This is a genomic window from Pseudomonas sp. NFACC56-3 (genome assembly GCF_900100025.1).
In the GTDB taxonomy this organism is placed as follows: Bacteria; Pseudomonadota; Gammaproteobacteria; order Pseudomonadales; family Pseudomonadaceae; genus Aquipseudomonas; species Aquipseudomonas fluorescens_AA.
The window spans coordinates 41357-54415 of sequence record NZ_FMTK01000016.1 but is presented as its reverse complement, the minus strand read 5'-3'; the positions used below and the strand labels follow the sequence as shown (position 1 = coordinate 54415).

Here is a 13059-nt window from a genome sequence, read left to right as displayed (position 1 = left end):
CGTGATCGAGTTTCAAAACGTCCATAAAACCTACCGGGTCGCCGGTAAGGATATCCCCGCTCTGCACCCGACCAGTCTGACGATCGAGAACGGTCAGGTCTTTGGCCTGATTGGCCATTCCGGTGCAGGAAAAAGTACCCTGCTGCGCCTGATCAATCGCCTGGAAGACTCCAGCGGCGGCAAGATCATCGTCGACGGCGAAGAAGTCACCGCCCTGGACGCCAGCGGCCTGCGGCGTTTCCGTCAACAGGTCGGGATGATCTTCCAGCACTTCAACCTGCTGGCGTCCAAGACCGTGGCCGACAACGTGGCGCTGCCGCTGACGCTGGCGGGCGAATTGTCCCGCAGCGAAATCGACCAGCGCGTCGCCGAGTTGCTCGCCCGCGTCGGTTTGTCCGACCACGCCAAGAAGTACCCGGCGCAACTGTCCGGCGGCCAGAAGCAGCGCGTCGGCATCGCCCGCGCCCTGGCGACCAAACCCAAGATCCTGCTGTGCGACGAGGCCACCAGCGCCCTCGACCCGCAGACCACCGCCTCGGTCCTGCAACTGCTGGCGGAAATCAACCGCGAGCTGAAGCTGACCATCGTGCTGATCACCCATGAAATGGACGTGATCCGCCGCGTTTGCGATCAAGTGGCGGTGATGGACGCCGGCGTGATCGTCGAGCAGGGCCCGGTGGCCGAGGTGTTCCTGCACCCCAAGCATCCGACCACCAAGCGTTTTGTCCAGGAAGACGAGCAGATCGACGAAAGCGAACAGCGCGACGACTTCGCCCACGTGCCCGGGCGCATCGTGCGTCTGACGTTCCAGGGCGACGCGACCTACGCGCCACTGCTCGGCACCGTCGCCCGGGAAACCGGTGTGGACTACAGCATCCTGGCCGGTCGCATCGACCGCATCAAAGACACCCCCTACGGGCAACTGACCCTCGCCATCACCGGCGGTGACATGGAGGCGGCGTTCGCCCGCTTCACCGCGGCCGATGTCCACATGGAGGTGCTGCGCTAATGGAACTGTTGAGTTCGTTCTTCTCCAACATCGACTGGCTGGAAATCTGGCTGGCCACCGGCGACACCTTCCTGATGTTGTTCGGTTCGCTGCTGTTCACCGTGCTGCTCGGCTTGCCCCTGGGCGTGTTGCTGTTCCTCTGCAGCCCGCGCCAGTTGCTCGAGGCCCGCGGTGTGTATGCACTGCTGTCGCTGATCGTGAACATCCTGCGTTCGCTACCGTTCATCATCCTGTTGATCGTGATGATCCCGTTCACGGTATTGATCACCGGCACCTCCCTGGGCGTGGCCGGCGCGATCCCACCGCTGGTGGTCGGCGCGACACCGTTCTTCGCCCGCCTGGTGGAAACGGCCCTGCGCGAAGTCGACCGGGGCATCATCGAAGCGACCCAGGCCATGGGCGCCACCACGCGGCAGATCATCGTCAACGCCTTGCTGCCGGAAGCCCGTCCAGGCATCTTTGCCGCGATTACGGTGACAGCGATTACGCTGGTGTCCTACACGGCCATGGCCGGTGTGGTCGGCGCCGGTGGCTTGGGCGACCTGGCGATCCGCTTCGGCTACCAGCGTTTCCAGACCGATGTGATGGTGGTCACGGTGGTGTTGCTGCTGGTGCTGGTCCAGGTGCTGCAAACCGTGGGCGACAAATTGGTTGTGCATTTTTCTAGAAAATAAGGCCTTGCGGCCAATAAACCATGAGCCGGCCATTCGCTGGCAGGCGCCGAGAGCAGGCGCCTCACAAGGAGTTAGCTGAATGAAGAAACTACTGGTTGCCTTCGCTGCCGCCGCAGCGTTTTCCGCCCACGCCGCCGACACCCTGACCGTCGCCGCAACGCCGGTGCCGCACGCGGAAATCCTCGAATTCGTCAAACCGGCCCTGGCCAAAGAAGGCGTCGACCTGAAGGTCAAAGTCTTCACCGACTACATCCAGCCGAACGTACAGGTCGCAGAAAAGCGCCTGGACGCCAACTTCTTCCAGCACCAGCCGTACCTGGATGAGTTCAACAAGGCCAAGGGCACAAACCTGGTGAGCGTGGCCGGTGTGCACCTGGAGCCCCTGGGCGCGTACTCCAGCAAGTACAAGAAGCTCGACGAACTCCCAGGCGGCGCCAACGTGGTGATCCCGAACGACGCCACCAACGGCGGCCGTGCGTTATTGCTGCTGGCGAAGGCTGGGGTGATCAAGCTGAAAGATCCCACCAATATCCTGTCGACCACCAAAGACATCACCGAAAACACCAAGGATCTGAAATTCCGTGAGCTGGAAGCCGCGACCATTCCGCGGGTGCTGACCCAGGTGGATCTGGCGTTGATCAATACCAACTATGCGTTGGAGGCGAAGCTTGATCCTTCCAAGGATGCGCTGGTTATCGAAGGTAACGACTCGCCGTATGTGAATATTCTGGTTGCCCGTGAGGATGACAAGGACAGTGAGGCGATGAAGAAGTTGGTTGCGGCGCTGCATACGCCGGAAGTGAAGGCTTTTATTCTTGAGAAATACAAAGGCGCGGTTTTGCCGGCATTTTGAGCTGATTAGGTGGTGAAAAAACGGGGCTGCGTGGGAATGTAGGCCCGTTTTTTTGCTCGGAAGTATGCGGCGTTAAGGAAAGGCCCTCAAGATCATGGGCATCCATCAACGTGATTGACATAGCGATTGTTCCGCAATAATAATTGCCCCAACGCATGAGGGTGTGACTCTCGTGCCTACCTTCCGAGGCCCGCTTGAGAGAAATCTCTGCGGGCTTTCGTGTTTCTCTGACAAGGAATCCAGTCACTATGGCGCATTACGTCGCGTACCTGGACGAATTCGGGCACGTCGGCCAGTACGTCTCACGTCACCATCCAAGGTACAAAACCCATCCCGCTTTCGGATTTGCTGGCCTGATCCTTCCGGCTACCGAAATCCGCGAGTTCGCAATCTATTTCTACAAGCTCAAATGCCATCTCCTAGCATTCGATCTCGCGAACGATAATCCCAAGAATCTGCCAGCATATCAGTGGGAGAAAAAGGGCTCTCAGCTCTACGCCCTCCGGAACGTCACCAAGTACGAGCAGCTCCGGCGCTCCACGTTCCGCCTCCTCAGCCACATTGAAAAAATCGGCGGCCACGTGTTCTACACGGGGGAGCACAAGACCACTGACCCTGATGCCCATGATTCCACTGAGACGTTCAAACGGCAGCTTCTGCAGGCAGTGCGCAAAATAGACCGATTCTGCGTACAGAGCGGCTCAACCTTCATGTTGATGCTCGATGAACAACGCTGCGGAAACGAATGGCGAGAAACTAACGTGGAGGTCTGCACGCTGGCCATGTTTGAGGATGCCTCGCAGAAATGTAGGGCACTCATTGAGCCGCCAATTCAGGCCGAAAGCCACTTGTTCCAAACCATCCAGTGCGCCGACTGGATCTGCGGCCTTATCGGGCGCCTGACAGCCTTGTTGGTTGCACCTGATGAATATCCGGAATTGGAACCGTTCGACAAGTATTTTTCAGATCGTATCGCCAAAGTCACAATGCCCAGCAGCGGCCTAGAACATCAGAAGACCGCTGAGGTACCCGCCGAGCGGGCCGGAGAGGCCATACCCGACGCAACTGGTGCCCTCGCAGGCAACTAATGCCCCTCATGATTGTTGTTCCCTTGAAACAAGCACAAATAAAGCAAACCCGACACGGATGCCGGGTTTGCTTTTTAAGAGGATGCTTACCCGCTATCGCGGATCAACGTTATCCAACACCCGATTCGCCAACAATGAACTCAATTCGATCAATTGCTGGATACCGAGAGCAATATGACGGCGAGGTCCTTCCAAGTCGAAGGCCAGGTTGCTGACCATCGCGTCGGCTGCCGCCAGGGTTTCGCTGAGGTTGACGAGGAGGGATTCGTTGTCAGCGTTTTTGGCGACGGTGAAGAGCTGGCCCGGTTGGGACGCATCCTCTGATTTTTCCGGTTTTGGTAGCAGGTAGTAATCCAAGGCGCGATTGGTGGCTTCGTCGTGCTTTTTGGCCTGGGACTTTGTGTACCGGGAAGTCTGATCCGCCTCTGGCGGATTCGGAGTCGGTTTGAACATTGGGACTTTCCTTCTAGTAGGGCCGCACCATCTCGCTACTAAACGAAAAGGAGGCAGCTGTGCGCAAGTTAGTAGACCGGTAAAGTCACCAAACCCGGCGCGCCCGAAGGCGCCTTGCGCACAGCCACCATCAAGTGCAGGCGAACGCCTGACTGGATGACACTCATGCAACCGTAGATGACTAACCGAGCTACTAAACCCGACCACTGATGGGCAGTGGCAGGGAAACGATAGAACCCGGGGACAAGGCGCACAAGCGGGCGGATTCTGGCGTAGTTGTAGGCAAAGGCGCAAGGTTGGGTAGCCTGGTGGAAGGGTTGGGGTTGGAGGATAAACAGGTGACGTTTATTCCCTGTAGTTCGGGGATAGAGGGGTGCTTGCGAATGGGCGGCGTGGCTGGTGGGGTTGGTCTGTAGGAATGTGTTTGGCTGGTTTGGGGCTGCTGCGCAGCCCAGCGGGAGCAAGCTCCCTCGCCACGGGGATTGGGGGATAGAGGAAGTGGGGGCAATCGCATCGGCGGGATCGATGCTGCCTTTTTTAGCAATCGCTTGCTCCCGAACCCTGTCAGGATTCGCCCATTGTCCGGGCCGAATGAACCATAGGATCTACTTCATTGTTCAACAACCCTCATGATAAATTCCCCGCCGCGACCTCTAATCAATAGAGGGCATTCAGGGAGAGAAGTAAGTGATCAAGTCTTTGTTGGTTGGGACATTGCTGGCAATGGCATCAGCATCGGCATCCGCGATGAGTTGCGATAACCCTAGAAACGCCTATGACAGAACCTATTGCGCGTCGCTGAAAATGGTTCAGTCGGATCAGGAAATCAATGATCAATACAAGAAGACCATGAGTGCCCTGAACCCGGATCAAAAGAAAAAAGTGAAAGCCGCTCAAATCCAGTGGATCAAAAATCGTGACAGCGCCTGCTCCAACGATGGCCTGCTCTACCTGGACTGTGCCAATGAGAAGACCGAGGCGCGTATCGTCATACTCAAAGCTGTCGAGCGCGAGTGCCGTGCTGCCGGTTGCGACGATGCCAAGCTGTCGCAAGTCGAGTAACCCGTAAGCAATGAGCACGTCGGGCTTGCCCTAATGCCAAGCCCAAATCCGTGGGAGCAAAGCTTGCTCGCGATGGCGGCGGACCAGTCAACGCGCTGTCGACTGGCTCACCCCAATCGCGAGCAAGCTTTGCTCCCACAGGTTTTGTGTCGTTTGATCCTTAACTGACTGGCATTAGCCCTTGTCCCTTTTTCATGCCGGGCGCTAGCTAGTCACTATCCGTGCTACGCAGCGCCACGCTCGACCATGGCACGCCATGTCTGGACGCTGGAGCGCTCCTGCATCCTGGCGTGCCATGCTCGAAGCGCCACGCACTCTTCAGGCACGGGGAGTTGCACCAGCGAGGCGAAGATCATGCCGCCCAGTACCGCAATGTCGGCCATCGAAAATTTGTCGCCCGCCACAAAGGGCCGGTCTTTGAGAAGATTGTCGAAATAGCGCATGCCCCTGATCGCCTTATCGCGCATCCGGGCGCCCCACTCGGCATTCTGGTACAGCTCGACATCGGGGCCGAGGCCCGGCGTGGCATGGTGGAAGTACACGCTGACGGCGTCGAGAAACTCAATCTCGGCACGTTTGGTCATCATATGGATGATGCCTTTCTCAACAGGCGTTTCCCCCGTCAGCGTCGGATGACCGTCCAGGCTATCCAGGTACTGGGTGATCGCCGTGCACTCCGCGATCCGCGTTCCATCGTCCAGCTCCAGCACGGGCAGTGTCCCGGAGTAATTGATGGCCAGGAACTCGGGTTTCTTGTGCTCACCGGCCCAGAGATTCACCGCTACGAATTCGATGTTCGACAGCAATCCTTTTTCCGCCAGCGCAATGCGCACTCGGGCGGGGTAGGGGCCGTTGAACCAATCGTAGATTTTCATCGTAGGAACAGTGGGAACATCAACGCGCTGTGGTGAAGAAGTCATGATTCGAGTACCTGCCTGTCAATTGGTAGGTAAAGATTGAACCGCCGATTTAGCGCTGTCAACCCCCTACCTGACAATTGGCAGGCAAACCAATCTGCGCGTAGAATCGCGGTTACCTGAGTGAGTCGAATCTCGAAACGAGGCTGCAACGTGAACGAAAATGCTCGAGAAGCTATCTTGGCGGCAGCGAAAGCCGCTGCCCAACTGCACGGTTACAGCGGAATCAATTTCCGTAGCATTGCCGACCAGGTAGGCATCAAGAACGCCAGCATTTACTACCACTTTCCGAGCAAGGCAGGCCTGGCTGCGGCGGTTGCTGAACGCTACTGGCAGGATGCGCTGCGCATGCTCGAAGAGATACGCGCCGCCAATACCGATCCGAAGATGTGCGTGCGGCTGTACTCCTCCATTTTTCGAAAGTCGCTCGAGGACGGTAACAGGCTTTGTCTGTCCAGCTTCATGGCAGCCGAATACGAAGACCTTCCCGATGAAGTGTCGCGAGAGGTCAGGGCTTTTGCGGACGTTAACGTGGCGTGGCTTGCCCAGGTGCTGGCAGATGCGGGAACAGGTAGCGCAGAAGAATGTGAACGCCGAGCCCGCGCCATTTACACCGCTGTCGCGGGTGCTCAGTTAATCGCGCGGACTCGGGCGGATGTCAGCCTGTTCGATGATCTGATTTTGAGCTACCGGGAAGCAGGATTGATTCCAGCCTGATCCTGTAAAACAGATGATGCCGTTTGGCTGTAGGAATGGTTGCGGCTGCTTCGCAGTCCAGCGGGAGCAAGCGCCCTCGCCACGGGTATTGGTTCAATCGGAGCCGTAGGTGTAATTCAGTTGTTTGCATTGGTGGCAGGGTGCCACAATCGCCGCTTTCGTTGCGTCACGATCAGGTGGATCACATGCATGGCCCAAGATCACGGAATGACCAGGCGCTTTTCATAGCCAAGCAGGTACGAACTGACCGATTGCAGCAACTGTTTCGCCAATCCGTGTCTGCGGTATTTGGCAGTTATCTCGCTGCCGTCATGCTGAGTTGGCTGTGCTGGGATCGTTTTGAACACGGCGTCATCTTTTGGTGGCTGGCCCTGCTGACCGGATCGACGCTGTTGCGCATCGCGCTGTTTGTTGCCTATGTTCGCAGCGACGAAAGTGAACGCACACCTGAACGCTGGGAGCGCAAATACTGGATCACGCTCGTGCTGTCCGCCAGCATCTGGGGCGCAGGCGCGTTAGCGGTCATGCCGGCAGACGATCTTTTGTCGCAGGCATTGGTCATGCTCTTTACTGTCGGGATGTCCGTCAGCGCGGTGTCTTGCTACTCCGCTTACCGCAATATGACACTCGTCTCCATTGGCCTGGTTCTGTTGCCGTGCACCGCCTGGCTGCTGTTTCAACCGTCTCCGATTCAAGTTGGCATGGCATTGTCGATCGTGGTGTTCACCGCATTTGCTGCCCGCGCTACGAGCAAAATGTCCCAAGCATTGGAAACCGCTTTTCGACTCACCCGTGAAATGGAACAGGCGAACAGCATTTCAACCCGTGCCGCACAAACCGATGAACTGACCGGCCTGAAGAGTCGGCGGGCTTTTTTCGAGCATGCCCAGCGGCTTTATGACGAATGCAAGACCAACCGGTTGGGGTTGTGCGCCGTCATGTTGGACATGGATCACTTCAAGCACATCAACGACACCTACGGCCATCAGGTCGGGGATCAGGTTTTACGCGAGATGGGGATGGTCATCAGTGCATCGTTTCGGGCGACGGACATTCACGGCCGGCTGGGTGGGGAAGAGTTCGCCATTCTGCTTCCGGACACGTCCATCGAGGTCGCCACCCAGATTGCGGAACAGCTCATCGATACGATTGCGGGTTTGATGATCGAGCCTGTTCACTGCATAACCGCCAGCCTTGGCGTCGCGTCGACGGAGGCCTGCAATAAGGATCTTCATAGCTTGATGAACGATGCGGATAAGGCCCTGTATCGGGCGAAGGCGTTGGGGCGCAATCGAGTGGCTGTTGCTTAGTCGGGTTGGCTTTGCATCATTAGACCACCCCCACGCTGCATCACATTCCAGAAGCGGAACGCTGGGCGTCCCTGGCGACGTTCCCAAGCGGGAGCGTGGGAACGATCGAGAAACCCTGAACGCCCTCTCTTCAAAGGCCTGCAACTACGCAGGCACTGACCCCTGGCACCTCCTTCTCCTTGGCTCACCTCGCGGCGGGTGATACTGCGCGGCCCCGAAAATAAATTCCTTTTTAGATCAACTGGTTAATTCAAAAGTGATAATTTTTTGAAAATTTATCTTGCGCGCAAAGTATTTGAGCGTTAATTTTGTCTCAACTGGTTAGCGCACAAATATTTAGCGCATACCAAGCCCGAACTCGATCAGCCCATTCAGCAAGAGGAAACACCATGAACGTTCTCTACACCGCAGTCGCAACCTCCACCGGTGGCCGTGATGGCCGTGCTGTTTCCAGCGACAAGATTCTCGACGTGAAACTGGCCACGCCAAAAGCCTTGGGTGGTGCCGGTGGTGAAGCCACCAACCCTGAGCAACTGTTCGCAGCCGGCTACTCGGCCTGTTTCATCGGCGCACTGAAGTTTGTCGCCAGCCAGAGCAAACGCAGCATTCCTGCCGACGCTTCGATCACCGCACACGTTGGCATCGGCCAGATCCCTGGCGGTTTCGGCCTGGACATCGACCTGCACATCAACCTGCCAGGCCTGGATCAAGCCGATGCCCAAGCGCTGGTCGACGCGGCTCACCAGGTCTGCCCGTACTCCAACGCGACACGCGGCAACGTCGACGTCCGTTTGCACGTCACCGTCTAACTCACTCACATACGAATAAAAGGATCAGGACATGAACACTTTCCGCAAAACTCTCGTTGGCTCGCTTCTGGCACTGTCCCTCGGCAATGCGTTCGCAACTTCTTTTGTTCAACCCACGTTCGCTGAAGGTGGCTCGGATCGACTGATCGAAAAACGTGTGGCCGAAGGCGGCTCGGATCGACTGATCGAAAACCGTGTAGCCGAAGGCGGCTCGGATCGACTGATCGAAAAACGCGTAGCCGAAGGCGGCTCGGATCGACTGATCGAAAAACGCGTAGCTGAAGGCGGCTCGGATCGACTGATCGAAAAACGCGTAGCTGAAGGCGGTTCGGATCGGTTGATAGAAAACCGTGTGGCCGAAGGTGGCTCGGATCGACTGATGGAAAACAGAGTGGGCTGAACCATCCCTTCACCACTCCAACGCCGGTCGAATCAACCCATGTTGCTTCCAAAACAAAAAACGCCGCTTATCTCTCATGAGGAAGCGGCGTTTTTTTGCAACGTGTCATAGCCCTCTAAACGATGCTATCCACCACACCCCCATCAACACGCAACGCCGCACCCGTGGTGGCCGAGGCCTGCTCCGAGCTGGCGTAGATGATCATGTTGGCGACCTCCTCGACGCGCGCCGCGCGCTGGATGATCGAGGTGCTACGGTGCTCATTGACGAAATCTGCCGCCACCTTTTCCAGGCTTTCCCCGCTGCGCTCCACATCTGCTTGGAGCATCTGGGCAACCCCTTCGGAAAGCGTCGGCCCAGGCAACACCGAGTTCACCGTCACGCCCGTGCCGGCGAGGCGCTTGGCCAGGCCGCGAGCGATGGACAGTTGGGCGGTCTTGGTGAAGCCGTAGTGGATCATGTCGGCAGGAATGTTCACGCCCGATTCCGACGAGATAAACACGATCCGTCCCCAACCGCGCTCGACCATGCCTTGCGCGTAGGCCCTGGAAACCCGCACGCCCGACATCACGTTGGTTTCGAAGAAGCGCTGCCATTCGCTGTCCGGTGTTTCGAAGAAATCCTCCTGTTTAAAAATGCCCAGGTTGTTGATGACGATATCGAAGCTGGGGTGCTTGGCGATCAGTGCCTGGCAGCCTGATTCATTGCTCAGGTCGCCAACGAAACCGACGGCATTTGAAGCAAGGGCGCCCAGGCGCTGCAATGCGTCGTCCACGCTGCTCTGGCTGCGACCGTTGATGACTACATGGGCGCCGGCTTCGAGAAAGCCTTTGGCGGTCGCGAAACCGATACCGCTGGTGGACCCGGTGACAAGGACCTGACGTCCGGTGAAATCGATGTTCATGAAGGAGACTCCTTGATTAATGAACCAGAGGAAGTGCGATATTTCTGACTGGGTGGTAGTCCGACGGATTTAGAGATGGCTTTGCCATCCCACGTCGCCGATATCGCAGGCCCTTAATCATGGACACGATTGAGGCTTTGCGCCTCCTCGTGATCAATCAACCATCAGGAAGCCGACCACACCGCCAGCTCATAGCTGGTCATGGAGAAGGGCTGCTGCGCAGCCCGGCGGGAGCAAGCTCCCTCGCCACACGATTCGGTAGACCCGGCTTTCAGGCCTGCGCGCTGAATCGCTGCGCAGCACGCCGTTCAAACATCGCGGCCTCCGTCTCTTCGGTCGCCAGTTCGCCTTTGTGCGCCAGTTGATTGAAGAACAACCCGTCCGAAAACTCCTGGGGCGGCACCGAGCCAGAGCGCTTGAGCAGCGGTGCCAGGTCGATGGTGCTGGCGAAGTTTTCCTTGGTCAGGTTGTAGCGACCCAGGTAGCTGCCAGACCAGGGCGAGTCAGCATCCACCATGTCGATGGAAGCGTCGCGGAAGGCGCTGGCTGCGGCTTTCAAGTCATTGGATTCATTGAGCAGATCGGTGAGGCGCTGGGTCTCCGAGGTGCTGAGTTGGCCGGCGGTGTTGAGCACTTTCAGCTTGCCATCGGCCTCGACGGTGAAGCCGTATTTCTTGCTGGCCAAATCCGGGTGGGTTGCCGACAGCTGTGACTGGAATGCCTCGAAAGAGGTTTTCAATGTGTTTTTTGCGCTCTCGGTGATCGCGACATAGCGAGGAAAATCTGGCGATTGGGAGCGACCGACCCAGGTGGTAATGGCCACCAGTGGTTGCTCTGCGGTCTGGATTTCTTCACTGGGATGGTAGATGGCCGCTGGGCCAGCGCTTACCAGTTCTTTTACAGAGCCTGTTGGTGGATGAGTGACCAACTTCTGATCGGAGCGGGTGAGGTGGGTGTTGGCGGGTGCAATGGAGGCAGCGCTAAGGGAGAGTTCCATTTCATCGGTCCATGATTGGCGGATACATCGGGTTATCGACTGCCGTGGACCGAGCTTTAGGAGGGAGATGGCGTGGGGTGAGGTCAGTTAGTTATGTGGCGACTGTTAGGGCGCTATCGCGAGCAAGCTCGCTCCCACAGGGGTTCATGATGGACGCAATGTCTGTAAACAGCCCGGAAAAACGGTGAGAGCGAGCTTGCTCGCGATAGCGGTGGGTCTGCTTGCATCGAAGTTGAGTGTGCCGCCGTCATCGCGAGCAAGCTCGGCTCCCACATAGGTACTTGGGTGCTCACAGATCCCGTATTCACCACAAATCCCAAGCACCCCCACTCATATGAAGCAACAGGTCTTCAGTACCACCGCGCCTCACCCGGCGGGCGCTTCTTGAAGCGTTTCATGCTCCACATGTACTGGCTCGGGTAGGCCCGCACGTAGCGCTCCACCACTTGGCTCATGGCGGCGCAGGCGGTTTCGGTGTCGGTGCTGTACATGGCCTCTGGCGCGGCTTCGAGGATGACTTTGTAGCCGGAGCCGTCCGGCAGGCGCAGGGCGTGAAGGAAGACGCCGACCGCCTTGCCGCCGGCGAGCATGTTCGGCACGAACTTGCTGGTCAGGGCCTGGGTGGCGAAGAAGGGCACGAAGATGCCGGCGGATTCGGCCGGCTCCGGGTCGGCGGGGATGCCCACCTGGCCGCCCTTGCGCACTTCCTTGATGACGCTGAGGATGCCTTCCTTGGTGGAGGCCGCGACTTTGTTGCCCAGTTGCACACGTTGCTTTTGCAGCAATTCATCCACCGCCTTGAGCTTGGGCGGGCGGTAGAAAATGATCGGTTTGCACTGGCTGCAATAGAAGTGGTTGAGCACTTCCCAGTTGCCCAGGTGGCTGGTGATGCCCACCACGCCCTTACCGGAGGCCAGGGCTTCTTTCAGCACTTCCAGGCCTTCGACTTCGCGCACCAGGTCGATGGAGCGCTGAGCCGGCCAGATCCAGGCGCAGGCGCTTTCGGTCAGGGATTTGCCGATGTCCTTGAGGCTCTGGCCCACCAGGCGTTCGCGCTCGACCGGGTCCATCTCGGGAAAGCACTTGGCGAGGTTGATCCGCACCACGTCGCGGGAACGGTTGGGAAATTTCCACATGAGCCAGCCGATCGCCGAGCCCACCGCCTGCACCGCTCGCCAGGGCAGCAGCGCAAACAACCGCAGAGCGCCGACCAGCAAGGCGCCTTTCAACTTATCCACAGGTCACTCCTGAATGTATGGGCCGTGTTGCGAGCCGGCTATTCTAACCGCCGTTTACCAACTCGGCGTAGCGGTCGCAGTCTTGGGTGTGATCCATGACCATGCCCGAGGCCTGCATCAAGGCGTAGCAAATGGTCGGCCCGACGAAAGTGAACCCGGCTTTTTTCAAGCCTTTGCTCATCGCCAGGGCCTCGGGCGTGATGGCCGGCACTTCGCTGCGGTCCTTGAAATGGTTGATGATGGGTTTGCCGTCCACGAACGACCAGAGGAACGCCACCGGGTCGTCCAGCACCAGCCAGGCCTGGGCATTGCGACGGGCGGCCTTGAGCTTGAGGCGGTTGCGGATGATGCCCGGGTCGAGCATCAGCTCATCGATTTCCGCGTCGCTCATCTGCGCCACGCGCTGCACATCGAAGCCGTACAACACTTCCCGGTAGCGCTCGCGCTTGCGCAAAACGGTGATCCAGGACAGCCCGGCCTGGAACCCTTCGAGCAAAAGCAACTCGAACAAACCCTGCGCATCGCGCAGCGGCGTGCCCCACTCCTGATCGTGATAAGCCATGTACAACGGATCGTCAGAACACCAAAAGCAGCGTGGCATAAGGCTCCAGGGGGCGTGCGCACGAAC

15 protein-coding genes are annotated in these 13059 nt (G+C 58.2%); 9 read left to right on the top strand and 6 right to left on the bottom strand.

Going from position 1 to position 13059, the window contains the following annotated elements; all coding sequences use genetic code 11:
- Position 1: 1 nt before the first annotated feature.
- The 4 genes from BLO80_RS20175 (at position 2) to BLO80_RS20160 (ending at position 3624) form a co-directional block, all read left to right on the top strand.
- Positions 2 to 1009: a methionine ABC transporter ATP-binding protein gene (locus tag BLO80_RS20175; RefSeq protein WP_092333467.1), complete on the top strand. Its 1008-nt coding sequence runs from the start codon at positions 2 to 4 to the stop codon at positions 1007 to 1009.
- A complete protein-coding gene (locus BLO80_RS20170; protein WP_003196204.1) occupies positions 1009 to 1683 on the top strand; it encodes a methionine ABC transporter permease in 675 nt (224 codons plus the stop codon). Before BLO80_RS20175 ends, BLO80_RS20170 begins: the two co-directional genes overlap by 1 nt.
- A gap of 79 nt (positions 1684 to 1762) precedes the next feature.
- The gene (locus tag BLO80_RS20165) at positions 1763 to 2536 is read left to right on the top strand and encodes a MetQ/NlpA family ABC transporter substrate-binding protein (protein WP_092333469.1); all 774 of its coding nucleotides are present in this window, start codon (positions 1763 to 1765) and stop codon (positions 2534 to 2536) included.
- Positions 2537 to 2784: 248 nt separating this feature from the next.
- The gene (locus BLO80_RS20160) at positions 2785 to 3624 is read left to right on the top strand and encodes a DUF3800 domain-containing protein (protein WP_092333471.1); all 840 of its coding nucleotides are present in this window, start codon (positions 2785 to 2787) and stop codon (positions 3622 to 3624) included.
- Between the two features lie 93 nt (positions 3625 to 3717).
- On the opposite strand, the gene BLO80_RS20155 is transcribed toward BLO80_RS20160, so the two are convergent.
- The gene (locus BLO80_RS20155) at positions 3718 to 4077 is read right to left on the bottom strand and encodes a DUF6124 family protein (RefSeq protein ID WP_092333473.1); all 360 of its coding nucleotides are present in this window, start codon (positions 4075 to 4077) and stop codon (positions 3718 to 3720) included.
- Between the two features lie 687 nt (positions 4078 to 4764).
- On the opposite strand from BLO80_RS20155, the gene BLO80_RS20150 reads away from it, so the two are divergent.
- A complete protein-coding gene (locus BLO80_RS20150; RefSeq protein ID WP_092333475.1) occupies positions 4765 to 5139 on the top strand; it encodes a lysozyme inhibitor LprI family protein in 375 nt (124 codons plus the stop codon).
- Between the two features lie 224 nt (positions 5140 to 5363).
- Here the strand turns inward: BLO80_RS20150 and BLO80_RS20145 are convergent, their stop codons facing one another.
- Complete coding sequence (locus BLO80_RS20145) at positions 5364 to 6059, bottom strand: glutathione S-transferase (RefSeq protein WP_092333477.1); 696 nt, start codon at positions 6057 to 6059, stop codon at positions 5364 to 5366.
- Positions 6060 to 6209: 150 nt separating this feature from the next.
- Here BLO80_RS20145 and BLO80_RS20140 point away from each other — a divergent pair, with 150 nt between their 5' ends.
- The 4 genes from BLO80_RS20140 to BLO80_RS20125 all read left to right on the top strand — a co-directional run bounded on the left by BLO80_RS20140 (position 6210) and on the right by BLO80_RS20125 (position 9292).
- Positions 6210 to 6773, top strand: coding sequence for a TetR/AcrR family transcriptional regulator (locus BLO80_RS20140; RefSeq protein WP_092333479.1), 564 nt, complete (start codon positions 6210 to 6212; stop codon positions 6771 to 6773).
- Positions 6774 to 6958: 185 nt separating this feature from the next.
- Positions 6959 to 8083 carry a GGDEF domain-containing protein gene (locus tag BLO80_RS20135; RefSeq protein ID WP_092333481.1) on the top strand — a complete coding sequence of 375 codons (1125 nt, stop codon included), beginning with the start codon at positions 6959 to 6961 and terminating at the stop codon, positions 8081 to 8083.
- Positions 8084 to 8472: 389 nt separating this feature from the next.
- Entirely contained in the window at positions 8473 to 8892 is a 420-nt protein-coding gene (locus BLO80_RS20130; protein ID WP_003196182.1) for an organic hydroperoxide resistance protein, read from the top strand.
- Positions 8893 to 8923: 31 nt separating this feature from the next.
- Positions 8924 to 9292, top strand: coding sequence for a hypothetical protein (locus BLO80_RS20125; protein WP_092340967.1), 369 nt, complete (start codon positions 8924 to 8926; stop codon positions 9290 to 9292).
- A 115-nt stretch (positions 9293 to 9407) separates the two neighbouring features.
- On the opposite strand, the gene BLO80_RS20120 is transcribed toward BLO80_RS20125, so the two are convergent.
- From BLO80_RS20120 to BLO80_RS20105, 4 genes are all read right to left on the bottom strand, one after another.
- On the bottom strand, positions 9408 to 10196 hold the full coding sequence (locus BLO80_RS20120) for an SDR family NAD(P)-dependent oxidoreductase (protein ID WP_092333861.1): 789 nt from the start codon (positions 10194 to 10196) through the stop codon (positions 9408 to 9410).
- 271 nt (positions 10197 to 10467) lie between these two features.
- Positions 10468 to 11193, bottom strand: coding sequence for a hypothetical protein (locus BLO80_RS20115; protein ID WP_092333859.1), 726 nt, complete (start codon positions 11191 to 11193; stop codon positions 10468 to 10470).
- A 350-nt stretch (positions 11194 to 11543) separates the two neighbouring features.
- A complete protein-coding gene (locus BLO80_RS20110; protein WP_092333857.1) occupies positions 11544 to 12431 on the bottom strand; it encodes a lysophospholipid acyltransferase in 888 nt (295 codons plus the stop codon).
- A 43-nt stretch (positions 12432 to 12474) separates the two neighbouring features.
- Positions 12475 to 13032 carry a DNA-3-methyladenine glycosylase I gene (locus BLO80_RS20105; RefSeq protein WP_092333855.1) on the bottom strand — a complete coding sequence of 186 codons (558 nt, stop codon included), beginning with the start codon at positions 13030 to 13032 and terminating at the stop codon, positions 12475 to 12477.
- Positions 13033 to 13059 lie beyond the last annotated feature (27 nt).

Excerpts from the sequence above, each read along its gene's own strand:
- BLO80_RS20170 (WP_003196204.1), top strand. The coding sequence starts at position 1,009 with ATGGAACTGTTGAGTTCGTTCTTCTCCAACATCGACTGGCTGGAAATC.
- BLO80_RS20165 (WP_092333469.1), top strand. The coding sequence starts at position 1,763 with ATGAAGAAACTACTGGTTGCCTTCGCTGCCGCCGCAGCGTTTTCCGCC.
- BLO80_RS20160 (WP_092333471.1), top strand. The coding sequence starts at position 2,785 with ATGGCGCATTACGTCGCGTACCTGGACGAATTCGGGCACGTCGGCCAG.
- BLO80_RS20155 (WP_092333473.1), bottom strand. The coding sequence starts at position 4,077 with ATGTTCAAACCGACTCCGAATCCGCCAGAGGCGGATCAGACTTCCCGG.
- BLO80_RS20145 (WP_092333477.1), bottom strand. The coding sequence starts at position 6,059 with ATGACTTCTTCACCACAGCGCGTTGATGTTCCCACTGTTCCTACGATG.
- BLO80_RS20135 (WP_092333481.1), top strand. The coding sequence starts at position 6,959 with ATGCATGGCCCAAGATCACGGAATGACCAGGCGCTTTTCATAGCCAAG.
- BLO80_RS20130 (WP_003196182.1), top strand. The coding sequence starts at position 8,473 with ATGAACGTTCTCTACACCGCAGTCGCAACCTCCACCGGTGGCCGTGAT.
- BLO80_RS20125 (WP_092340967.1), top strand. The coding sequence starts at position 8,924 with ATGAACACTTTCCGCAAAACTCTCGTTGGCTCGCTTCTGGCACTGTCC.
- BLO80_RS20120 (WP_092333861.1), bottom strand. The coding sequence starts at position 10,196 with ATGAACATCGATTTCACCGGACGTCAGGTCCTTGTCACCGGGTCCACC.
- BLO80_RS20115 (WP_092333859.1), bottom strand. The coding sequence starts at position 11,193 with ATGGAACTCTCCCTTAGCGCTGCCTCCATTGCACCCGCCAACACCCAC.
- BLO80_RS20105 (WP_092333855.1), bottom strand. The coding sequence starts at position 13,032 with ATGCCACGCTGCTTTTGGTGTTCTGACGATCCGTTGTACATGGCTTAT.